This window comes from Verrucomicrobiia bacterium, from assembly GCA_035629175.1.
GTDB lineage: Bacteria > Verrucomicrobiota > Verrucomicrobiia > Limisphaerales > DASXHY01 > DASXHY01.
Map to the genome: position 1 here is coordinate 117,777 of DASPIL010000091.1, position 21,564 is coordinate 139,340.

At 58.7% G+C, this 21,564-nt stretch carries 20 protein-coding genes; 10 read left to right on the forward strand and 10 right to left on the reverse strand.

Annotated elements, in window-relative coordinates; genetic code table 11:
- Positions 1-34: 34 nt before the first annotated feature.
- Genes VEH04_15880 through VEH04_15890 form a run of 3 tightly spaced genes read left to right on the forward strand, consistent with a single transcriptional unit; the run spans position 35 to position 3,028 of the window.
- The gene (locus VEH04_15880; protein HYG24258.1) at positions 35-460 is read left to right on the forward strand and encodes a response regulator; all 426 of its coding nucleotides are present in this window, start codon (positions 35-37) and stop codon (positions 458-460) included.
- Positions 457-747, forward strand: coding sequence for a hypothetical protein (locus VEH04_15885; protein ID HYG24259.1), 291 nt, complete (start codon positions 457-459; stop codon positions 745-747). Before VEH04_15880 ends, VEH04_15885 begins: the two co-directional genes overlap by 4 nt.
- A 16-nt stretch (positions 748-763) precedes the next feature.
- A complete protein-coding gene (locus tag VEH04_15890) occupies positions 764-3,028 on the forward strand; it encodes a bifunctional alpha,alpha-trehalose-phosphate synthase (UDP-forming)/trehalose-phosphatase (GenBank protein HYG24260.1) in 2,265 nt (754 codons plus the stop codon).
- A 104-nt stretch (positions 3,029-3,132) separates the two neighbouring features.
- On the opposite strand, the gene kduD is transcribed toward VEH04_15890, so the two are convergent.
- The 5 genes from kduD to VEH04_15915 are packed head-to-tail and all read right to left on the reverse strand — an operon-like array spanning position 3,133 to position 7,571.
- The gene (kduD, locus tag VEH04_15895) at positions 3,133-3,894 is read right to left on the reverse strand and encodes a 2-dehydro-3-deoxy-D-gluconate 5-dehydrogenase KduD (GenBank protein ID HYG24261.1); all 762 of its coding nucleotides are present in this window, start codon (positions 3,892-3,894) and stop codon (positions 3,133-3,135) included.
- A gap of 24 nt (positions 3,895-3,918) precedes the next feature.
- The gene (kduI, locus tag VEH04_15900) at positions 3,919-4,749 is read right to left on the reverse strand and encodes a 5-dehydro-4-deoxy-D-glucuronate isomerase (protein HYG24262.1); all 831 of its coding nucleotides are present in this window, start codon (positions 4,747-4,749) and stop codon (positions 3,919-3,921) included.
- A gap of 11 nt (positions 4,750-4,760) precedes the next feature.
- Positions 4,761-5,447, reverse strand: a complete 687-nt coding sequence (locus VEH04_15905) for an LUD domain-containing protein (GenBank protein HYG24263.1) — start codon at positions 5,445-5,447, stop codon at positions 4,761-4,763.
- Positions 5,444-6,853, reverse strand: coding sequence for a LutB/LldF family L-lactate oxidation iron-sulfur protein (locus VEH04_15910; protein ID HYG24264.1), 1,410 nt, complete (start codon positions 6,851-6,853; stop codon positions 5,444-5,446). Before VEH04_15910 ends, VEH04_15905 begins: the two co-directional genes overlap by 4 nt.
- A 4-nt stretch (positions 6,854-6,857) precedes the next feature.
- Positions 6,858-7,571, reverse strand: a complete 714-nt coding sequence (locus VEH04_15915; protein HYG24265.1) for a (Fe-S)-binding protein — start codon at positions 7,569-7,571, stop codon at positions 6,858-6,860.
- Between the two features lie 170 nt (positions 7,572-7,741).
- On the opposite strand from VEH04_15915, the gene VEH04_15920 reads away from it, so the two are divergent.
- Positions 7,742-8,851, forward strand: a complete 1,110-nt coding sequence (locus tag VEH04_15920) for an aminopeptidase (protein HYG24266.1) — start codon at positions 7,742-7,744, stop codon at positions 8,849-8,851.
- 45 nt (positions 8,852-8,896) lie between these two features.
- Here VEH04_15920 and lysA read toward each other — a convergent pair whose 3' ends face one another.
- Together lysA and VEH04_15930 are read right to left on the reverse strand one after the other, a co-directional pair.
- The gene (gene lysA, locus VEH04_15925; GenBank protein ID HYG24267.1) at positions 8,897-10,195 is read right to left on the reverse strand and encodes a diaminopimelate decarboxylase; all 1,299 of its coding nucleotides are present in this window, start codon (positions 10,193-10,195) and stop codon (positions 8,897-8,899) included.
- Between the two features lie 91 nt (positions 10,196-10,286).
- Positions 10,287-11,297 (reverse strand): hypothetical protein, encoded by a 1,011-nt coding sequence (locus VEH04_15930; protein HYG24268.1) that lies wholly within the window; start codon positions 11,295-11,297, stop codon positions 10,287-10,289.
- A 127-nt stretch (positions 11,298-11,424) separates the two neighbouring features.
- Here VEH04_15930 and VEH04_15935 point away from each other — a divergent pair, with 127 nt between their 5' ends.
- On the forward strand, positions 11,425-15,768 hold the full coding sequence (locus VEH04_15935) for a LamG-like jellyroll fold domain-containing protein (GenBank protein HYG24269.1): 4,344 nt from the start codon (positions 11,425-11,427) through the stop codon (positions 15,766-15,768).
- 18 nt (positions 15,769-15,786) lie between these two features.
- Here VEH04_15935 and VEH04_15940 read toward each other — a convergent pair whose 3' ends face one another.
- Positions 15,787-16,314 carry a hypothetical protein gene (locus tag VEH04_15940; protein ID HYG24270.1) on the reverse strand — a complete coding sequence of 176 codons (528 nt, stop codon included), beginning with the start codon at positions 16,312-16,314 and terminating at the stop codon, positions 15,787-15,789.
- Between the two features lie 165 nt (positions 16,315-16,479).
- On the opposite strand from VEH04_15940, the gene VEH04_15945 reads away from it, so the two are divergent.
- Complete coding sequence (locus VEH04_15945; protein HYG24271.1) at positions 16,480-17,085, forward strand: DinB family protein; 606 nt, start codon at positions 16,480-16,482, stop codon at positions 17,083-17,085.
- Positions 17,086-17,170: 85 nt separating this feature from the next.
- Here the strand turns inward: VEH04_15945 and VEH04_15950 are convergent, their stop codons facing one another.
- Positions 17,171-17,455 carry a DUF983 domain-containing protein gene (locus VEH04_15950; GenBank protein HYG24272.1) on the reverse strand — a complete coding sequence of 95 codons (285 nt, stop codon included), beginning with the start codon at positions 17,453-17,455 and terminating at the stop codon, positions 17,171-17,173.
- A gap of 285 nt (positions 17,456-17,740) precedes the next feature.
- Positions 17,741-18,361, reverse strand: a complete 621-nt coding sequence (locus VEH04_15955; protein HYG24273.1) for a DUF2231 domain-containing protein — start codon at positions 18,359-18,361, stop codon at positions 17,741-17,743.
- A gap of 193 nt (positions 18,362-18,554) precedes the next feature.
- On the opposite strand from VEH04_15955, the gene VEH04_15960 reads away from it, so the two are divergent.
- From VEH04_15960 to VEH04_15975, 4 genes are all read left to right on the forward strand, one after another.
- Positions 18,555-18,869, forward strand: a complete 315-nt coding sequence (locus tag VEH04_15960; GenBank protein HYG24274.1) for a hypothetical protein — start codon at positions 18,555-18,557, stop codon at positions 18,867-18,869.
- A 53-nt stretch (positions 18,870-18,922) separates the two neighbouring features.
- On the forward strand, positions 18,923-19,852 hold the full coding sequence (locus VEH04_15965; protein HYG24275.1) for a diguanylate cyclase: 930 nt from the start codon (positions 18,923-18,925) through the stop codon (positions 19,850-19,852).
- Between the two features lie 329 nt (positions 19,853-20,181).
- Entirely contained in the window at positions 20,182-20,379 is a 198-nt protein-coding gene (gene rpsU / locus VEH04_15970) for a 30S ribosomal protein S21 (protein ID HYG24276.1), read from the forward strand.
- Between the two features lie 95 nt (positions 20,380-20,474).
- Positions 20,475-21,389 carry a sugar phosphate isomerase/epimerase family protein gene (locus VEH04_15975; GenBank protein HYG24277.1) on the forward strand — a complete coding sequence of 305 codons (915 nt, stop codon included), beginning with the start codon at positions 20,475-20,477 and terminating at the stop codon, positions 21,387-21,389.
- The last annotated feature ends 175 nt before the right edge of the window (positions 21,390-21,564 follow it).

Consider the following 21,564-nt stretch of genomic DNA (forward strand, 5'->3'; position numbering starts at 1 on the left):
ATCGTAAAGACACGATGGCTCGAATAGAAGAGTTATGAAGAAACGAATATTGATGGTCGACGACGACGAGTCGGTCAGGGAATCGCTCAGGCGCATCCTCGAGGACGCTGGCTACGATGTGACGCTGGCGGTCGATGGAAACGACGGCGAGGCCCGGCTTGCGTCGGGTGCGTTCGACCTGACGATTCTCGATTTGAACATGCCGGGGCGCGATGGGTGGGATGTTCTTGGAGCGGCCAGTGCTGCCTATCCGATGATGCCGGTCATCATCGTGACGGGGATGTTTGATCAGCTGGATTCAACGGTTTTTCCTGGCGTCGCGGCCCTGCTGAAGAAGCCGATCGATGTGCCGCCGTTGATGAAAGCGATCGAGGGCGCGCTGAGTGAAACCTTTGAACAACGCCTCGGAAGGGCGACGGCAGCGCGGCACGTGGAACCCTGGACACGCGTCGGAGGATGAGCCGGTTTTCGGACATGGCGGTCTTGTTTCACGGCCTGATTGGTCTTTGCGCAGGCTGGCTGTATGGAGCGCAGACCGGCTGGGTCGCGGGCCTGATCGCCGCGCCGTTGGGCTGCACTGCGGGGCTGCTCGCCGGATTCCTGATCAGCCGGACGCCGCAGGCGTTTCGCCTCATGGTCCGGAATATTCCGCCCAAACATCGGTTGCTGGCGACGGTATTCGCGCTGAGCAGCGTCGGTTTGGGCATCGCTTTCTGGTCGGCCTGCATCAATTGTGCAAGCCAGTAATTTTCGGGTTTTTTTTATGCGAATAATCATTGTTTCCAATCGTCTGCCGTTCACGGTTTCCATGGAGGAAGGCCAGCCGCAGTTCCGGATGAGTCCGGGCGGGCTGACCACGGGGTTGTGGAGTTTCCTGGAGCGAATGGCGATCGACCCGGGAAAAGGTTGCGAATTTGTGTGGATGGGCTGGCCGGGAGCGAGCGTCGCACCTGAGCACGTGGACGCGGTGCGGGCGCATGGCGAACAATTTCGCGCGGCGCCGGTTTTTCTTTCCGAAAACAGCGCGGACCGTTTCTATCACGGGTTCTGCAACAAGACCCTCTGGCCGCTGTTCCATTATTTTCCGAGCGTGACGCAGTACGAGGAGGAGGACTGGCAGAATTACCAGAGCGTGAACGCCACCTTCGCCGAGGCGCTGCTGCAGATTCTGCGGCCCGATGACATCGTCTGGGTTCATGATTACCAGCTCATGCTTCTGCCGCGGCTGATCCGGAATCATTTTCCTGAAATGCCGATTGGCTTTTTTCTGCACATCCCGTTTCCGTCGTTTGAAGTGTTTCGACTGCTGCCGCGGCTTTGGCGGGCTGAATTGCTGGAAGGCGTGCTCGGGGCAAATCTGGTTGGGTTCCACACGCACGATTACACGCGGGACTTCCTCACATCGGTCATGCGGACACTTGGCTACGAACACCAGCTCGGCAGCCTCAGCCTGAGGGATCGCGTTGTGAAGGTGGACACCTTCCCGATGGGCATCGATTTCGAACGCTTCGCCCAGGCAGCGTGCTCGCGCGAAACGGAAAACCAGGTGGCCGAACTGCGGGCCCGCTCTTCCGCGCAGCGCCTCATCTTCTCGGTCGACCGGCTCGATTATACGAAGGGCATCATCAATCGCCTGCGCGGTTACGAGATGTTCCTTAAACGCAATCCGCAATGGCACGGCAAGGTTCTGTTTGTTGTCTCGGTTGCGCCCTCACGCATTGGCGTGGACAGCTACCGCGCGATGAAGCAGGAGATTGAGGAGACCGTCGGACGGATTGTGGGCGCGTATGGCACAGTGAACTGGACGCCCCTCGTTTACCAATACCGCAACCTTTCATTCAACGAAATCGTTGCGCTCTATCGCGCCTGCGATGTTGCACTGATCACCCCGCTGCGGGACGGAATGAACCTGGTTGCAAAGGAATTCGTAGCATCGCGTCCAGACCAGACGGGTGTCTTGATTCTGAGCGAGATGGCGGGCGCCGCCAAGGAAATGGGCGAGGCCCTGATTGTGAATCCGTTCCACAGTGACGACTTCGCGCGGGCGCTCGAGCAGGCGCTGACCATGCCCGTGGAGGAACAGGTGAAGCGCAACCAGGTGCTGCAGGATCGGTTGCGCCGCTACGACGTGAACCGCTGGGCGGATGAATTTATCCAGGCGACGCTGGTGTCGCAAAAAACCGAGGCGGCCCGGCGCGCGCGAACATTGAACGGGCGGGCGCAGATTGGGTTGGTTCAGCAGTATCGCGCCACATCCCGGCGAGCGCTCCTTTTGGATTACGACGGCACGCTCGTGCCGTTTGCCGACAACCCCAAAGCTGCGCGGCCGGACGCGGAGTTGCTGGACATCATCAGCGCGCTCGCAGCCGAACCGGCGAACGAGGTTGCCATCGTGAGCGGCCGTCCCCGCGTGGACCTGGAGGAATGGTTTGGATCGTTTCCAATTTCGCTCATTGCCGAGCACGGGATGTGGTTGCGAGCGCGCGGCGGCGAGTGGCGTGTGCTCCGGCCCGTATCGATCGACTGGAAGGAGCGCGTCAGGCCGATCCTGCAGTTGTATGTTGACCGGCTTCCCGGAGCGCTGCTTGAGGAGAAGGAATATTCTCTTGCGTGGCACTATCGCCGCGCTGATCCCGAGCAGGCTTCGCTGCGCGCGCAGGAGTTGATGGATGACCTTTCAGGCTACACGCGCAATATTGACGTGCAGGTGCTCGAAGGAAACAAGGTGATCGAAATCCGCAACACGGGTGTGAACAAGGGAACGGCGGCCCTGGAATGGCTGGGCAACCAGGCATCGGACTTCATCCTGGGTGTCGGCGATGACTGGACGGATGAGGATCTCTTCCGCGCGCTGCCGCCGCCTGCGTGTTCCATTCGCGTGGGCATGGCGAAGACATCGGCTCAGTTCCATCTCGCCAGCCATGCCGCCGTTCGGCGGTTGCTGAAGGAATTCACCGAAGCACCGCGACGCAAGGAGACGCGCAAGATCCTGTTGCGGAACCCGGGGCCCGTGCAGCTGCTCGCGTAGCCGAGCCGCGGAGGCTCAGGCTGGTTCAGCGTGGAACGTTCTCGGGCGCGTGGAAATGCCCACGCGCCCGTTTTGACAGAACTCAAGCTGCATGAATGCCGCGCCTAGCGCGCGAGCCAGCCGCCATCGACAGCAATCGTGTAGCCGGTCACGTAATCCGATGCGGCAGAGGCAAGGAACACAAGGGCTCCCTGCAGATCCTGCGGTTCGCCCCAGCGGCCCGCGGGAATGCGTCCGAGAATCTCTGCACTGCGGGAAGCGTCTGCGCGAAGCGGAGCGGTGTTGTCTGTGGCCATGTAGCCGGGGGCAACGGCGTTGACGTTGATGCGGTGCGGCGCGAGCTCCGTGGCGAACAGCTTGGTCAATCCCATCACCGCGCTCTTGCTCGCGGTGTATGACGGCACGCGGATGCCGCCCTGGAACGAGAGCATTGAGGCGATGTTGATGATTTTTCCGCCACGACCCTGGGCCACCATCTGACGGCCCACGGCCTGGGTCAGGAAGAACACCATGTCCTGGTTGATCTTGATGACTTCGTCCCAGTCCTTTTCCGAGAATTCCAGAACGGGTGCGCGCCGGATGATGCCCGCGTTGTTCAGGAGGATGTCGATCCCGCCCAGTTCCTTGACGACGGCATCAGCGACTTTTTGTGCGCTCGCCCGTTCCATCAGGTTGGCCGGGACTTCGCACGCGCGGCGTCCGAGCGCCCGCACCTTGGCGGCGGTTTCCTCCGTGCTGATGACATCGACGATTGCTACATCAGCGCCGGCTTCGGCGAATCCGACGGCCGCAGCCTGTCCGAGTCCACGTCCCGCTCCCGTCACCACCGCCACTTTTCCGTCCAGTTTGAATTTTTCGAGTATCATAAATTGATCAATGTTCGCAGCCTGTTACCTGAGTTGTTGCACGGGCGCGGCGTCCATGTCTTCGAACGCCTGGTTCTCGCCGCCCATCGCCCAGCAAAAGGTGTAGGCACCCGTGCCGCATCCGCAATGGATGCTCCAGCTCGGCGAGATCACCGCCTGGCGGTTCGCGACAACCAGGTGCCGCGTCTCCTGCGGAGTGCCCATGAAATGCATGACGCGCCTCGCCGGCGTCATGTCGAAATACAAATAGATTTCAGAACGCCGCGTGTGAGTGTGCGGCGGCATCGTGTTCCAAACAGCGCCCTCCTGCAACTTCGTAAAGCCCATGACCAGCTGGCAGCTCTTGATGCCGCCCGTGTGGATGTATTTGTAGATCGTCCGGCGATTTGCATCGGCGACTGAGCCGAGTTCAACGGGAGTCGCATCCTTCATCTGCGCGTGCGTGGTCGGATACGCGGTGTGCGCAGGATAACTGAGAAGGAAAAATGCGGCAGGTTCGGCGGCATTGCTGCTGGTGAACTTGACGGCCTGGCTGCCGCGCCCGACATACAGGCAATCGAGCTTGCCCATCGGGTACACTTTTCCATCCACCTCCACCGCGCCATCGCCGTCCACGCTGAGAATCCCGAGTTCGCGACGCTCGCAGAAATACGCCGCTCGCAGTTCGGCGTCGGCACTCAACTCGATGCCTGCATTAGTGGGCACCGCGGACCCGGTAATCGCACGATCGGCGTCGCTGTAGACGAGTTCGAGCTTGCCTGGCGCGAACAGGTTTTCGATCAGGAACGCCGCGCGTAATTCGTCGGTGGTGAGCCGTTGATAGTCCTTGGGGTTGGGTGAATAGCGTATTTCCATAAAGTTACCTTTCAAACCATGAAGATCGTCAAGCGCCTGGGACCGTGCGCCCCCAAAACGAGAATACGTTCAATGTCCCCCGTCCGGCTTGGGCCGGTAATGAACGAAATCATGCTGGGATAATTCCCGTCGTAGGTCCGGCGCAACCACTGGAATGCAGCAGGCAGATCGCGCACGAGCTGGTCTCGCCGTGCCAAAACAATGTGGTGCGGCGGCAGCACGGAAAGCGCCCGGCCGCCGCAGGTCCGATTCGTTACAAGAACGCTGCCAGTCTGCGCGACCAGCGCGTCGCATTCCGTGATTCCCACGTCGCAGCTTTCCAGCGCGTTGCCATCGTAAACCGCATCCGTGAAGACCGTGGGAAGATCGAGCGCGCGCTGTATCAGTCCCGTCAGCTCCCCTGAATGCGTTGCGATCTTTTTCCAGGCATCGACATAACGCATCTTCTGAAGCTGCGCGACAAGCTCGGCGCCGCTGGCGAGCGGGAAGAACTCCGCGCGCAGATCGGCCGCGTTCGCAGCAAACGCCGCGATCTGCTCGTCACGGCTCTGGCCCACCCGCGGAAGCCATTCGCCAGCGCGTGCAGACGCAGTCGTGGCGGCGATGGGATGTGCGGCCGGTTCATGTGCGCCGGGAAACGGAGCGGCGACTGATAACGCCTCGCGAATGCGCCCGAGGATCTTTGCGCGTTCGCTCATGGCGTTCCCCCGCGCTTTCGATTCCGCCAGAACTCACGGAAGGTTTGCTTCGCAATCTTTGGCGCGGAACGCGTCTTGGTCCACGGATAAGCGGGATCAAACATGCGTCCCGCAACAAGCGGATGCACGGTTTGGCCCGCACGTCCGAACTTCGGCAGCATTGAATACAAGGCAGGCCTCTTGAACACGAAGTTCATCAATTGAAAACTGAAGCGCCATGTCGTTGAAGGTTTCTGGCGGACCGAGTTGCGGCGGTTTTGGAGCAGGTGATGCGCGAGGTCGATCTTGACCGGGCACGTTTCCGTGCAGGCGCCGCACAGCGAACTGGAATACGAAAGATGCTTCCACGATTGCAGCCCGCGCAGATGTGGCGTGATGACTGAACCGATCGGGCCCGAATACGTGGTCCCATACGTGTGCCCGCCTACGTTCCGGAAAATCGGACACACGTTCAGGCAGGCGCCACATCGAATGCAATGAAGGGAATCACGCTGCTCGGGATCGGCGAGCAGTTCCGTCCGCCGATTATCCAGGAGCACGACATGCCATTCCTCCGGGCCGTCGGATTCGCCAGGCTGCCGCGGACCGGAATACATGGAGTTGTAACAGGTCAAAGGCTGGCCGGTTCCGGACGTTGCCAGCATCGGCAGAAAGAGCGCGAGATCCTCCATCCGCGGCAGAACTTTCTCGATGCCCAGCAGCGTGATCATCGTTTTCGGAAGGGCCGCCGTCAGCCGGGCATTGCCCTCATTTTCCGTGATCGAAATCATCCCCGTCTCGGCAATGGCAAAGTTGGCGCCAGTGAAGCCGATGTCCGCCGTGATGTATTTCTGGCGCATCACGCGGCGCGCCACCATCGTGAGTTCCTCGGGGCTGTCCGTCGACTTGATGCCGAGTTCGCGATTGAACAAATCCCTGATCTCGCCGCGCGTCAGATGCATGGCAGGAAACACGATGTGATACGGGGTTTCCTTTTTAAGCTGAACAATGAATTCACCCAGGTCGGATTCAACGACCTCGAAACCTTCCTCCTCCAGCGCGTGATTCAAGTGAATCTCCTCCGAAGTCATCGCCTTCGACTTGATGATGGAGCGAGCCTTCTTTTCGCGAATGATCTTCTGAATGAGTTCCCGTGCCTGGTCGCCAGTGCTCGCCCAATGTACCTTGGTGCCGCGGGCTTCCAACTTTGCCGTGAGCTGCTCGAGATGACGGTCCAGGTGATTGATCGCGTCCCACTTGATTTCCGCGGCGGCCTGCCGGGCGGCTTGGTAATCCTGGAACGCGCCCCGGTTCTTGTCCCTGACCACCGCGTATTTGCCGAGCGCCACCTGGATGATCTCCCGATGGCGCAAGTCGTGCGTGAGGACGTCGGCCTGCCGCTTGAACTGTTGTTCGGGAGCACTCATCGCGCTAACGGCTGGTCAATACTTCCGCAAGATGAATGGTCTTCAGTTTCTTGTGCTGCTTGTCTGCCAGGCCCTGGATGTGCATCAGGCAGCTGGAGTCATTCGACACGATGTATTCCGCGCCCGTTTCAGCAGCCTGCGCGCATTTCACTTCGCCCATCGCCGTGGAGATCATTGGAAACTTTGCCGCGAAAGTGCCGCCGAATCCGCAGCAGACTTCCTCTTTCATCTCAACCAATTCCAGGCCCTTGACGTGTTGCAGCAGGGCGCGTGGCGCTGTCTTGATGCCCAATTCACGCAGGCCGTGGCAGCCGTCATGAAATGTCACCCGGGCGGGAAAGCGGGCGCCGAGATCGGTGACTCCGAGTTTGCGCACGAGAAAATCCGAGAACTCGTAACACGATTCGGAGAGCTGGCGGGCGTCCGCTTCGAGCTCAGTGCCAGCGAACAATTGCGGATAAAACACCTTGAGCATTGCGCCGCACGAGCCTGAAGCGATGACGACGGCGTCCGCATTCTTGAGCCGATTTACGGCGGGCGCGGCGAGTTCGCGCGCTTCGTCCCAATACCCTGAGTTGAATGCGGGCTGCCCGCAGCAATTGAGTTCCTCCGCGAAATCGACCTGGTGCCCGAGTTGTTCGAGAATCTGCACGATGCTGATCCCCACCCGCGGATACAGCAGATCGACGAAGCATGGAATGAACAGGCTGACAATCATTTGCTTGGAGCGCCGAATGGGCTCGGGGGCCGGTTCAGTGCAAGGCGAAATGATAGAAGCGAAGCACCTCAAACCAAGCAAAAAGGCGGGCCGGCCTTCGGGCCGAAGCCATTCCCAGGTCGAACGTTGAACTTTGAACTGGGACGCCTTTCGCTTAGCTTGGCGGAATTATGACCGACCCGCGTTTCGCGAAACTGGCCCAGTTGCTCGTGGAGTATTCAACTGCGCTCAAGAAGGGCGACAACATCCTGCTCGACATGATCGACGTGCCGGATGAGTTCACCATTGAGCTGGTCCGTGCGGTGCGAAAGGCAGGGGCCATCCCGATTGTTGAGACGCGCCATACGCGGGTAGGGCGCGAGTTGCTGCGTGCGAGCACCGAGGCCCATGCAAAACTCGCGCGTGACCTGGAACTGTTTCGGATGAAACGCATGCAGGCTTACATCGCAGTCCGCGGCAGTGAGAATGCCAGTGAGAATTCCGATGTCCCGAGCGATCGCATGTCGATGTATTCGCGCACGATCCGCCCCGTGTTGAATCACCGCGTGAACAAGACTCGCTGGTGCGTGCTGCGATGGCCAACACCCAGCATGGCGCAGGCGGCGGGGATGAGCACGGAAGCGTTTGAAAACCTTTACTTTGACGTCTGCACGATGGATTACCGCCGGATGGCGCGCGCGATGGCGCCGCTCGAACGCAGGATGCGGCGGACAGATAAGGTTCATATCAAAGGCCCGGGCACGGACCTGCGATTCAGCATCAAGGATATTGGCGCCCAGATGTGCAAGGGGGATCGAAACATTCCCGACGGCGAAGTGTTCTCCTGTCCCGTGAAGAATTCAGTGAATGGCACGATCCAGTTCAACACGCCAACGCTTTATTCGGGAACGAAGTTCGAGAACGTCTTCCTGGAGTTTCGAGATGGCAAGGTGGTGAAGGCGACGTCCAACAACACGAAACGCCTGAACCAGATCCTGGACACCGATCCGGGAGCGCGTTACGTCGGCGAGTTTTCACTCGGATTCAATCCTTACATCCAGAATCCGATGTGCGACATCCTGTTCGATGAGAAGATCGCGGGATCGATGCACTTCACGCCGGGGCAGGCTTATGAGGATTGCGACAACGGCAACCGCTCAGCGGTGCATTGGGACATGGTGCTGATTCAGCGCCCCGAATGGGGCGGCGGTGAGATTTGGTTCGATGGCGAGCTGATTCGCAAGGACGGCATATTCCTGACGAAAGATTTGAAGCCGCTCAATCCTCAGAATCTGAAGTGAGTTTTTGTCAGTGGTCCCTTAGTCCCTTAGTCCTTTAGTCCCTGACTACTTCTGCCACGTGGCGAGTTTCTCGGATGCCCAGATTTCGGGGATGTCCTGGCGTTCGCGGACGAGGGCGAATCGCTTTCCGTTCACGAGCACCTCAGCGGAAATAGCGCGGGTGTTGTAGTTCGATGCCATCACGGATCCATACGCGCCCGCGCTCAGCAGCGCGAGGTAATCCCCTTCGCCGAGCTTCGGCAGTGGACGGTCCTTGCAGAAATAATCGCCCGATTCGCAAATAGGGCCGACGACGTCGGTGTCGATGCGTGCTCCACTGCGGCGGCGCAGCGGCACGATTTCGTGATACGCGTCGTAGAACGCGGGGCGGATCAAGTCGTTCATCGCAGCATCCACGATCAGGAAGTTTTTCTTGCCCGTCCGTTTCACGTATTCCACCCGGGTCACGAGAATGCCGGCATTGCCTGAAATGAAACGGCCGGGCTCGATGAGGATGCGCAAGCCCAGCGGCTGCAGCAAGGGGAGGAGCCGATCCGCATAACGTTGCGGCGTCAGGATCTTTTTGGCTGCACCCGCCTGCCACCATTGCGAGGAACCGCTTTCCAATGCGGGGTCATATACGATTCCAAGGCCGCCTCCAATGCTGAGGAATTCGAGGTCGTAACGCGCCTTCAACTCCTGGACGAGCGGAAGCACTTTCCGGACAGCCTGATGGAAAGGATCGACGGTTGTGATCTGGGAACCGATGTGCATCTGCACGCCGCGCAAGCGGATGTTTTTCAGGCGGCTGGCACGGGCATACACTGCCTGGACGTTCTCGTAGGCAATTCCGAATTTGTTTTCATACGTCCCCGTCGTGATCTTCGCGTGGGTCTTGGCTGCGACATTCGGATTCACGCGCACTGCGATTGGTGCGACCTTGCGCAGCCGAGCCGCGACCGTGTTGATGCGCTCCAGTTCCGCTTCACTTTCCACATTGAACGAGTACACGCCGTGGCGCAGCGCCAGCGCAATTTCATCGGACGATTTGCCGACTCCGGCAAACACGCAGCGGATCGGGTCCCCGCCCGCCGCGATAACGCGCTGCAATTCGCCACCGCTGACGATGTCAAACCCGCTTCCGAGATCTGCCAGCGTTCTCAGCACGGCGAGATTCGAGTTGGACTTCATCGCATAACAGATCAGGTGATCGAGCGGCGCGAGCGCCTGGTCCAATTTTTCGAAATGATCGGTCAGCGTTCCCTGCGAATAAACGTAGAGGGGAGTGCCGAATTTTTCGGCAAGTGAATCAATGGCGACGTCCTCGCAGAACAGCCGGTTGCCAGCGTAATGAAATCCGTGCATGTGTAATGGGAATTAAGGTTCAGTTCAAATGCTGCTTCGAAAAACAGAAAACCCGCCAGAAGCATCTGGCGGGTTTTGAAAGATGCTTCAATCAGGGTTCCGCCAGGATCTTTGCGCGTTCAGCGTGGTATTGGGCGGGAGTCAAACGATCGGCCCGATACTCGTCAAGAATCGCCTTAAGCTTCTGTTCCTTCTCAGCGGACAATCCGGTGGGCGGCCCTTGCATCTGCGTCCAGGGTTCCTGTGCGTTCCGGCTCGCGCGTGCGGCAGGTGGTTGCGGAGCTGGTTTTGCCGTCGGCGCTGCCCGTTCGACGGGCGGCTGCGCGATCGTAACCTGCGGCTGAGGCTGCGGCTCGGACTTTGGCCGTGTGACGACTCTTTCCTGCTGCTGTTGCTTTTCAAGCTCCTGGGTCTTCTGACGAAGCGCCTGCCGCGCCTTCTCGATATTCGCCTCGTTCTCAGCGGTCGACGGAATCTCGACGAATGCGCCGGTGGAACCAGCGGGAGTTGCAGCGGTCGGAGCGGCCGCGGAGTTCGTTGTCGCGACCTGGGTGGCGCCCATGCGTTCGCGCAAAGCTTGCAGTGCTTTATCCTGGTTCGCGGGAGAAGCGGCTGGGGTCGAAACGGTTGAACGCGCCGGTGGCTGGACTTGCGGTGTTGCCGCTGGGGGAGTTGCGGGGCGCGTGGGCTGGGCGACAGAAGGCGGTGTCGCCGGCTGGGCGGGCCGCGACGGAGCGCTCACAGACGGAGCGGATTCGGACGTTGTACCAAGGTGCTGGCGCAATGCTTCGAGAGCCTTCTGCTGGTTTGCCGTTGATGCGGCAGAAGGCCGGAAGGGAGCGGCTGTGCTTCGCGTCGGAGGCGCGGTGGCCGGAGCGGGCGCAGCTGGAGCCGCAGGCGCGGCGGGAGCTTGCGCGGGACGCGGCCGTTGTGCGGGAGCCGGAGTGGCTGGCTCCGCAGGCCCGCCTGAATTGAGTTCCTGCATTTTTCGACTCAGCGCTTCCCGGGCCTTCTCCTGTGCTTCCGTGTCAGCCTGAAGGATGCTGGGCAGGAGAAGGATGGTCACGGCGCAGGCCAGAAGAATGCGTCTTGAAATCTGCATATGGCTGCTCTTTTACGGGAAATCATACAGTGATGCAATACCGATCACGAATTGGTTTACAAGCGCAGCGCGTTCGATCAGAGTTCATGCCATAGCACCATTCAGCCGCCACGCGCATTTCCTTTTTATGATGCTTCCTTTCGGTTTCTCAAACTGTGTTCGGATATCAATTCTGGTTTGTGTTCTCATCGCACCAGCGGGTCGCGCAGCGATGGTGCATGAATGGCGATTCGATGAAGCTTCTGGAACAACGCTCTCCAATTCACTCAATGGGGCCCATGCTGAAATCGTGGTGCTGGCAGGCGGTGGCGAACATTCGCTTGCGGGTGGAGGCGTGCAATTGGAGGGCGGCACGCGCGGTTCTGCCGATTACATCCGGCTTCCGGAGCAGACGTTCGATGGCCTGACCAATGTCACGATTGAGATTTGGGCCACGCCCCATTCCTTTCCGAACTGGGGCCGCGTGCTGGACATCAATCCCGGCGATAATCCCATCGCGAACAATCTTCGACTCTCATTTTCCGTGGCAACAGACGGCCAGCAACAACGGTTCGGGTTGCGCCCTTTTGATCCTGTCGACACCGCACTGCCGACGGCCATCGACCAAACGTATCTCTACACAATCGTCTGGTCCTCCAACGGCGGCTCGAATGGGGGCGGGCGATTGGAATGGTATCGGGATGGCAGCTTTGTGGCAGGCCTTGAAACAGGTGCTACGAGCATCGGCACCCTGGCTGCCCTTCCGCAGACGTTGATCTACTTGGGGCGTTCGGCTGCGACGGCTGACGCGACTGCGAATGCGACGTTTCATGCGGTGCGGATTTACAACACTGCCTTTGATTCTGCCGCTGTGCTGGCGAACGTGTTGCGCGGTCCGAATTTCGATGGTCCAGAGAGCGTTGAAGGATTGGTGCATCGATGGAGCTTTGCGGAAACCAACGGAACGTTAATCCAGGATAGCGTGGGCGACGTGGTGGGGTCCGTCATTGTGGCAGGGACGGGACCGGATTTTAGCGTCACGAACGGCCAGGTGCGTTTGCCTGGCGGTGCGCGGGATACAGCCGATTACCTGGAATTTCCCGCCGGTCTTCTGGACGGTTTGAGCAGCGTCACGGTGGAAATCTGGGCCACGCCACATTCGGCGCAGAACTGGTCGCGATTGTTCGACTTCGGGGCGGGGGATGGTTCCACCGCCGGGACATTTTTCCTTTCATTGACGCGGGGAACGTCACTGGACCTGCAGCGCCTTGAGTTCGGCGCGCCCGCGGAGTTCACGATCAATACCGCCATTCCGACTGCGCCCGGGCAGCAGTATCATTACGTGGTGACGTGGGGCGCCACCAACGGTGCGGGTGGCAGCGGGCGATTGGAATGGTACCGAGACGGCGTGTTGATGGGAGGCGTGGACACGGGCGCCACCACGATCAGCAGCGTGAACGATTCCGTGCTCTGGCTTGGGCGATCGCAATATGCGGCTGATGCGACGGCGAACGCAGACTTCAATGAACTGCGGATCTACAACCGCGCGCTCACCCCTGCTGAGATCAACTTCAATCGGATCAATGGCCCCGACATGTTCGACATTCCACCGCCTGTGGCTGTGAACGATGCAATGACGTTGAACCCTGGTGCGATGGCATTGATTCCTGTTTTAAAGAACGACACGGGAACGGCGCTGCTCCCGGGAACCGTGTCCATTGTGGAGCCACCGAATGCCGGGACAGCGCAGGTGAAAGCGGATGGCCGAGTCCTTTACACGCATAATGGAAGCTCGGGCGCTTTCGATGCGTTCACTTACTCCGTACAAAATTCACTGGGTCGCACATCCAATATCGGAACCGTGTCGCTGACGTTGGATTCGTCGCTGCGCTTGCCGAACACCACGATAACAATTCCCAACACGCCGCCGCCCGTTGGATTCCAGGTGGTCGATGCTTTCCCGGGTCTGACCTTTGAGGACGCTGTTGCGCTCAGGACGCATCCCGCCTTTCCGAATCATCTGTTCGTGTGCGAACGGCGGGGCACTGTGTCGTACATTCCCGATGTCACCTCGCCCAATCCGGTCCGGCAGGTGTTGTTAAACATCAACAGCCAGGTGCGTTTCGATAACACAGTGGAAGGCGAAATGGGATTGATCGGCCTCGACTTTCATCCGGGTTTTGCCACGAACGGACACTTCTTTGTGTATTACGTGACGCCCACGAGCGGCTCGCCATTTTTCAATCGCCTTGCCCGTTTTACTGCCAATCCGAACACGCTGACCGCCGAGACGAACACACAACAGGTGTTGTTCAGCGTGATTGATGAACAATTCAATCACAACGGCGGCGACTTGCATTTCGGGCCGGATGGGTACCTCTACATTGGCATGGGCGACGAGGGGGACCAATACAACCGCATGCAGAACGCGCAACGCATCGACAAGGATTTCTATTCCGGAATTCTGCGCATCGACGTGGACAAGCGTCCCGGAAACCTCGAGCCCGCGCCGCACTACGGAATCCCTACGGGCGGCAACGGGCAGGCCTTCTACAGCATTCCCGCCGACAATCCTTTTCTCAGCGCGGCGAGCATCGCTGGACGGCCCGTGAACCCCGCGACACGCCGTGGGGAATTCTACGCGATCGGATTTCGGCACCCATGGAGGTTCTCGTTCGACATCAATGGCGAGTTGTGGATTCCCGATGTGGGACAGGATCGATATGAAGAGATCAATATTGTGCAAGCGGGCGACAACGCGGGCTGGGCGTTTTTCGAAGGCGCGCAGCATTCGACAGCAACGTTGTATCCCAATCAGATCACGGTCACCACGAACCCGCCTCCGCCTGGATTTGTGAGCCTTGATCCGATCTACGAATACGCGCATACGGGCGTCGCGGGTGGCGACCCGCTGTTCAAGGGAAATTCGGTAACAGGCGGTTACGTTTACCGCGGCGGCCGCATCCCGGAGCTGCACGGCGCTTATGTGTTTGCTGATTTCGTTTCGGCAAACATTTGGGCGCTATGGCGAACGCACTCGACCGTTCGCGTGGAGCGCATCGCTGGCGAATCGGGCGTCGCAGCGTTTGGAATCGATCCGAGCAATGGCGACCTGCTGATCGCAAACTACTTCCAGAACAGACTTCGACGGCTGATCCGCACTGATGCTGCGGTTTCCGATTTTCCCGCGCGGCTCAGCGACACAGGAATCTTTGCAGATCTGGCGACGCTGACGCCAAATCCGGGCGTTGTAACCTATGAGCCGATCGTCGCGTTCTGGTCGGATTACGCGCTGAAGCGGCGCTGGTTCACCATTCCCGACGCAACGAACACGATTGATTTTGCGGTGGAAGACAGCTGGGATTTTCCGACGGGCATGCAATGGATCAAGCACTTCGATCTCGAGCTGGAGCGGGGGAATCCGGCAAGCAAGCGCCGTTTGGAGACGCGGGTATTGGTGAAGACCGATGCCGGGACGTACGGCGTGAGTTACATGTGGAACCCGGCAGGAACCGAGGCGTTTCTCGTAGGAGATAACGGAACCAATTTCACGGTGACCGTCCAGACGGGCAGCAACACGATCCAGCAATTGTGGGAAATTCCATCGCGCTCGGCCTGCCTGCAATGTCACACGCCTGTGGCTGGCCATGTGTTAAGTTTCAACACGCGCGAACTGAATCAGTTTGCGAACCTGAATGGCGTGGTCACAAACCAGATCGCGGCCCTGAGCCAGGCCGGTTACTTCACAGTCCCGGTTGAAAATATTCATACGCTTCCCGCTTTTGCGAAGGCGGCCGACACTAATCACAGCCTGGAATATCGGGTGCGTTCGTATTTGTCGGTCAATTGCGTTCAATGCCATCAAAGCGGCGGCACGGGCCCGACGTGGGACGCGCGCGCCTACCTCACGCTGAAGCAGACCGGCCTGCTCGACGCGCCATTGAGCAATAATGGCGGCGATCCCGCGAACAAACTCCTGGTACCCGGCGACACCGCGCATTCTGTCCTGTTGCGGCGCGTGAGCGGCGATGGCTTTCAGCGCATGCCGCCACTGGCGACGCATCAACTCGATCACGAAGCCATTCAGCTCCTTTCACAATGGATTACGACTGAGCTGACAAACCGCGTCACGTTCGGCGAATGGCAGGTGACTTATTTTGGTTCAACGAACCATCCGTTGGCCGTGCCCCTGGCTGATCCCGACAATGACGGAGTTCCGAATCGCGAGGAACACCTGACGGGAACTCATCCGCAGAATGCGGGGGATGCCTGGTCCATGAACGTTTCCGCTGCTTCGGGAAGGGTTCATCTGAATTATCCTCGGGTGCCGAACCTGGGCGTAATCGTCGAATACAGCACGAATCTGTTTCACTGGGCGCCATGGAACGTTCCGGGAAATCAACCTTCCTTCGGCGCGCAGCCAGGAACGACTTCGCTGCAGGCGCCACAACGAGGTTCTGAATTTTTCCGCGCGCGCCTGATCGAGCCTTAAGCCATTACTGAACGTCACTCAGTGTTTGTGCAACGCCGGATCATCGAGCGCGATGGGCGGCTTCCTTTGAATATCCCTGGACCACTGCTTTCCCCGTCCGCTGACATCGAACAGCGCGACGATGCGATCCGTGACGTCAACTGTTTGCACATTGGGCGCGTGATAATTTAACTCCCATTTGCTGAGGATGACCTGCACACCCGCGGCCTCCGCGACGGCGGGCATGGCATTGCTGAGGGTCGCCATGATCGGAATGACGGATCCTGTGCTGAACGCCTGCTCGTGAGCGTGCTGCTGCTTCAGATTCATTCTGCTTTTGATGTCCGCCATCCGTTTTTCGTCTTTCGACGCCCTGGCCTTTTCAAAGTCAGCGTTGATCCCCTTGTTGAGGTCGCGAAAGGCGGTTGAGTTGCCGTAGGCGACGGCGACCGCACGGGAGTCGTAAACGCCGACACGCAGGGCATTGGTTTGCGCCTTGGCCGATACAAGCGCGAGCGCGAGCATTGGAGCGGCTGTGATTTGCGGGAAGATCGAGTTCCTTTTCATAGGAGCGATCCTGACGCTTCTGCAAAGCGAGTGTGAATCGAAAAATGAGCGACGAACATCGCCGACATCGAACTCGTTGGAGTGGCCCGCCACGTGCGAAGACGAAACTTGCGCGTTTTCTGACTGCGTTTATGTTCCGCCACATCAGCCGTCGGAATAACAACCATGAAAAAACTACTATTAACGCTCACGATCCTAGCCCTCACTGCGTCCGGCCTGTTGGCGCAGGAATTGTCATCTGAAGACCGCGAACGCGGGATCAAGTATCTCGAAAAGACCCGGGACGCCTTTGTTGAGGCCTCGAAGGATTTCTCACCGGCTCAATGGCAGTTCAAGCCGGAGACGAACAAGTGGTCGGCTGCCCAGATTGCCGAACACATTGCGGCGAGCGAGGACTTCATGATGGACACCGTGCGGAATAGCGTCATGAAGGCGCCGCCAAGAGCGGAAGGTGAAGACGCGCGCGCGATCGATGAATTCATCATCAAGAACGTTCCTGATCGGACGCAGAAGTTCCAAGCCCCTGAACCGCTGGTGCCGAAGAATCGCTTTGGCGGCGCCCAAGATGCTCTAAAGCATTTCAAAGAGAGCCGCGCGACCAGTCTCGCCCTGCTGAAGGAATCATCCGATCTTCGGAAGCACGCAGTAGACAGCCCGTTGGGCAAGAAGCTCGACGCCTATCAGTGGCTGTTGTTTATGGCTGCCCACAGCGAACGTCATACCCGCCAGCTTCTTGAACTGAAATCCAGCCCTGGCTTTCCAAAGTCGTAAGGTCTCCGCATTTGCATTCGCGCGAGCAGCGGGCGGCCCCTCAACTGCCTCTGCTCGCGGCCGGTGAATCACCCTGCACGAGCTATTATCGTTCCGCGAGGTCTGTCGATTTTGTGCGAATGAGGTAGTCCAGCGCCACGCTCAAACCCATGCGATGCGGGAACGTGGCGATCAGGGCAACTGCCAGCAAGGCACCAAACACGTAGGGCCATCTGGAATTGGCCCCTTGTCCCACGAAAAACACGACTACCAGGGGCACCATGAAGAAAACACGGTCTGCGAAGAGCAACATCCCCCACAGGTCGCCTTGATTCTCGAGGTACCGCAAACCGCATTCCGGGCATTCATCCCGCAATCGAAAATACCGCACGAAGAGCGCACCTTTGGCGCAACGTGGACATCGCCGTGACAAGCCTCGCAACAGCAAGGTTTTCCAGGTCGGTTGGGGTGCGGACACATCCAAATTTAGTTCGACCCAGGAAAGTGTCCAGCCTCCGGGTGCCGCATCAGGGTGGCGTCAGGCATCTTGCTTGATGCAGAGGGCGCGGCATCCCTGCCGCCCGGAAAAACCGTTAAGCACGAGCAGACTCAGGATCCTCCCCATTCGTCCGGCTTCGCTCGAGGTACAGCAGGTTTGGAAACCTGCGCGACGCCATCATCGCGGGGCCTCGGAAGTGCTCAGGTTCGTTGACGTCGAACCTCCCGAAGCCCCGTTTGTATCGGTCATTATCCCGTCGGGCGGGTTGGCGCCTCCGATTGCAGAACCGGGTTGCAATAGGTTTCTCACCGCGAGCAGACGCCGCTGCGCCGCATCCGCCGATTCCGTTCCGTGGCCCATCGGTGCTACGCCTGCGCCGTACGAGTAAACCATTTCGCCGCCATACCATCCCTGGAACAGCGTGATTGAAAGCAGCAGAAAACTGCCGACGAGGTACGACGAATTAATCGTCATTTGCCCGCGGTGCCAGATCAACCATCGCCAGGCCGTCAACAACGCGAGGATTCCGGCTAAAATCCAACCCACAACAATATGCACCTGAACAAATTCCTCGAGCTCGGGGGTGAGCGCGGCGCGGTTCAGGTCAATATAGCCAGCGACAATCGTAAGGACCCCGCCTCCGAGCGCGGCAACAAGAGACCAGAACCCCAAGGTCCGCAGGATAGCTCGGCGCCGTTCGTCGCGCGAAAGCCGTGCTCCGAAATCTGCGGCAACGGACAGGATCACGAATGCAATCGGCAAATGAACGAGCGCAGGGTGGATTGGGGGAATATTCATCCCGCTCCTCCCTTCGACACAGCGCCGAGCCCCCCGTCATTCAAAGACAACCATGAATGCCGGGAGCAGTGCTCTCGTTTGGCGTGAGGAACCATGATTCAAAACGGTTTCACTAAGAAACCTGTCAAAGAACTCTCGTTCAAGTGGGGCCGATACCCCGCTGCCGGCGATAGGATGGGCAGAGATCATCACGGTGGTGAGCGAATATGACATTTATGTTCCGTTGACGCGCAACGATGGATCGGCCATTCCCGAGAATGCGCTGGCGCGTTACCGCAGGATGTTGCTCGATTCATTTGGCGGGTTCACCCATTTCCCCCAGGAGAACGAAGGCATGTGGAAAGTTGGCGGCGTTGTTTTCAGAGACCGCGTCGTAATCCTGCGCGTGTTGTCGGATGAACCCGAACGCGCCCGCCGATTCTTCGCTGAACTGCGTATCGAACTGATGCGTGGACTGGAACAGGCGGATGTGCTGATCGTGGAGCGGGAAGTTAAGGTCGTGCGCTGAGCTTTGGGGGAATTTCCTCGCTTGCGAATTCGCAGGAGAAGCTAAGTTAGTCCGTGGAATCGCCACAGCGCATCCTCATCCAGGTTAAATCGAAGGCTGACCGCCACCTGCTGGAGGACTGGCTGTCTCCGAAGCATGAGATCGTCTCGATGCGCAGCGATGAACTGCTGGCCGAGAGGTTTGACCTGGCCATAGTGGATGGCCCATCGCTGAAGACGCTCTTCGAGCCCATTCGCAACCGGCGCAAAGCCGAGGAACCTGTGCTCCTGCCGTTTCTCCTTTTGACGTATCGTCGCATTGGCAGCAAGCCCACGCGGCATCTTGGACGTTTGGTCGATGACCTCATCATTCGCCCGATCGACGAACAGGAACTGCGCGCGCGGGTGGCAAACCTTCTGCGCTTGCGGCGGCTCTCGGTCGAGCTGAAGAAGGAGCACGACCGCGTTTTGAAGTTGTCCGTCACCGACGACGTTTCAGGTTTCAACAACACACGTTACCTCCACCGATACCTCGACCGTTTCATGGCAGCGTCGAAACCCGAGGAGTTGTCGCTGGTTTTCCTGGATCTCGACAATTTCAAATGCGTTGTCGACGAGCACGGGCACCTGCTTGGGAGCAAGGTGTTAAAAGAAGTGGCGCAGGCGCTGCATCATGAGCTGGATCAGGATGATAGAATCGTCCGTTACGGCGGTGACGAGTTCGTGCTGATCATGCCAAGGCACAATCGCGCCATGGCGACAGGGAAGGTGCAGCGGCTGAAGCGAATGCTCACGGAGACACCCTTCCTGCAAAGAGAGAAGGTGAACGTGCATTTGACTGCGTCCTTCGGCATCGCGACGTACCCGCACGATGCGGGTGACAAACATCAACTGCTGGCCGCTGCCGACAATGGACTGTTCCGCAGCAAGGCCGCGGGGAAAAACAGGATTTCCGTCCCGCGTGATGTTGAGCGTCTCGAGGATTCTGTGGTTGTTGCCGAATAGTTGTGGCTTGCTCCGCTTTCCAAGGGCATTTCCGGGGGTATTTCGGCGGACGGCGGGACCCCTTACTGTGAATAGCTAAAAACATTCCAGCCTGGGCTCTTGAATCTTCGAGCGTCGCAACTTGCAGAGAATCAATGACTTGCGACGATTATCCCAGTGTATTCCGGCGGGCAATCCAGTAGTTTGAGACGTTCCTCGTAAATTTCGTGGAGGAGCAAAACCGCGGTTGACTTTCTTCATCGGGGAAATAGGCTTTTCAGCCCTGACTCGAGAGGAACCTCTGCCATGGTGGCGCTGTTCCGAGTCCATTGAGAGGAAGTGAGTTTAGTTTGACAGAGATTAAGCTGAAAAAAGGCGAGTCCGTGGAAAAGGCGCTGCGCCGGTTGAAAAAGAAAATCGACCGCGAAGGCACCCTCAAGGTTGTGCGCAATCACCGGCATTTCGAAAAGCCGAGTGAACGCCGTCGCCGCAAGGAAAAGGCCGCCCGCTTCTCCGCCATGTTGAGCGCGCGTTACGCGGACATGTAAAGCCGCAAGGTTTCTCACGTTAAACCGTTGAATCGGAAATCGCGCAAACGATTTGTCGATTCAACGGTTTAACATTTTCCGGGTCCAATCGACGCATGTATTCGTTCTCCACCTGCTGGAATTCTCACCGCCACACCGACGGCCGCGCCATGCTCCGGGAAGTCCGCGAGCTGGGATTCGAGTTCGCCGAACTCAGCCACGGCACCCGCATCAGCCTCGTTCCTGGAATCCTGGAAGCCGTCGATGCCGGCGAGATTCGGATTTCCACCGTTCACAATTTCTGTCCGCTTCCGCTGGGCGTGAACCATGCCGCCCCGAACCTGTTTCAATTCTCGGATGAACGTCCGCGCGAACGGGAACTGGCGGAACGCTACACGTTCAAAACCATTGAATTTGCCGCGCGCGTCAAAGCGCAGTTGGTCGTGCTGCACAGCGGCAGCATAGAAATCAAGGATTACGAGGCGAAGCTCATGGAAATGCTGGCGCGAGGGGAGAAGGACTCGCCCAAATACCAGAAGCTCTGCGCTGAGTTCGATGAGAAACGCGAGGCGAAGAAAGAGAAGTATCTTGCCCGCACGATTGAATCCTTGCGCAAAGTTCTCCCCGCAGCGGAAGCGGCGGGGATCAAGCTGGGCATTGAGAATCGTGAAGGCCTGGAGGAGCTGCCGTTCGAGAGCGATTACTGGACGCTGTTCCAGGAAATCACGAGTCCGAACCTGGCCTACTGGCACGACACGGGGCATGCGCAAATCAAGGAGAACATGGGGTTCATCATGCACGCGATGCATCTGGAGAGCATGGCCGACAGGCTCGCCGGTTTTCACATTCACGACGTGCAATTCCCTGGACGCGACCATTGCGCGCCAGGCACCGGGATGATCGATTACGCAGCACTGAAACCCATGGTGAAACCTGAGCACATCAAGGTATTTGAGCTCAGCCCGAAGCTTCCCGTGGAAGAGGTTCGAAAAGGTGTGGCTCACCTGAAGTCAATGTGGGGAGACGAGTAACCGCGGTCCTAGCGCTAAGTTCCAAGTCTGGTGGTGTATCGCAGGTTTTCAGTATTGTGACTCTGGTGCTGGGCCAGAATTTTACGCTTTTCGTGTTTCTCCCCTCGCCTGCGACGCAGGAGCGGGAGAGGGGCAGGGGGAGAGGGTGCTCTGATTTGTTCGGCAGGGTGCGTCG

What these genes read in the sequence shown, in the direction of transcription:
- VEH04_15880 (HYG24258.1), top strand. Translation starts at nt 35, where the DNA reads ATGAAGAAACGAATATTGATGGTCGACGACGACGAGTCGGTCAGGGAA.
- VEH04_15885 (HYG24259.1), top strand. Translation starts at nt 457, where the DNA reads ATGAGCCGGTTTTCGGACATGGCGGTCTTGTTTCACGGCCTGATTGGT.
- VEH04_15890 (HYG24260.1), top strand. Translation starts at nt 764, where the DNA reads ATGCGAATAATCATTGTTTCCAATCGTCTGCCGTTCACGGTTTCCATG.
- kduD (HYG24261.1), bottom strand. Translation starts at nt 3,894, where the DNA reads ATGATACTCGAAAAATTCAAACTGGACGGAAAAGTGGCGGTGGTGACG.
- kduI (HYG24262.1), bottom strand. Translation starts at nt 4,749, where the DNA reads ATGGAAATACGCTATTCACCCAACCCCAAGGACTATCAACGGCTCACC.
- VEH04_15905 (HYG24263.1), bottom strand. Translation starts at nt 5,447, where the DNA reads ATGAGCGAACGCGCAAAGATCCTCGGGCGCATTCGCGAGGCGTTATCA.
- VEH04_15910 (HYG24264.1), bottom strand. Translation starts at nt 6,853, where the DNA reads ATGAGTGCTCCCGAACAACAGTTCAAGCGGCAGGCCGACGTCCTCACG.
- VEH04_15915 (HYG24265.1), bottom strand. Translation starts at nt 7,571, where the DNA reads ATGATTGTCAGCCTGTTCATTCCATGCTTCGTCGATCTGCTGTATCCG.
- VEH04_15920 (HYG24266.1), top strand. Translation starts at nt 7,742, where the DNA reads ATGACCGACCCGCGTTTCGCGAAACTGGCCCAGTTGCTCGTGGAGTAT.
- lysA (HYG24267.1), bottom strand. Translation starts at nt 10,195, where the DNA reads ATGCACGGATTTCATTACGCTGGCAACCGGCTGTTCTGCGAGGACGTC.
- VEH04_15930 (HYG24268.1), bottom strand. Translation starts at nt 11,297, where the DNA reads ATGCAGATTTCAAGACGCATTCTTCTGGCCTGCGCCGTGACCATCCTT.
- VEH04_15935 (HYG24269.1), top strand. Translation starts at nt 11,425, where the DNA reads ATGATGCTTCCTTTCGGTTTCTCAAACTGTGTTCGGATATCAATTCTG.
- VEH04_15940 (HYG24270.1), bottom strand. Translation starts at nt 16,314, where the DNA reads ATGAAAAGGAACTCGATCTTCCCGCAAATCACAGCCGCTCCAATGCTC.
- VEH04_15945 (HYG24271.1), top strand. Translation starts at nt 16,480, where the DNA reads ATGAAAAAACTACTATTAACGCTCACGATCCTAGCCCTCACTGCGTCC.
- VEH04_15955 (HYG24273.1), bottom strand. Translation starts at nt 18,361, where the DNA reads ATGAATATTCCCCCAATCCACCCTGCGCTCGTTCATTTGCCGATTGCA.
- VEH04_15975 (HYG24277.1), top strand. Translation starts at nt 20,475, where the DNA reads ATGTATTCGTTCTCCACCTGCTGGAATTCTCACCGCCACACCGACGGC.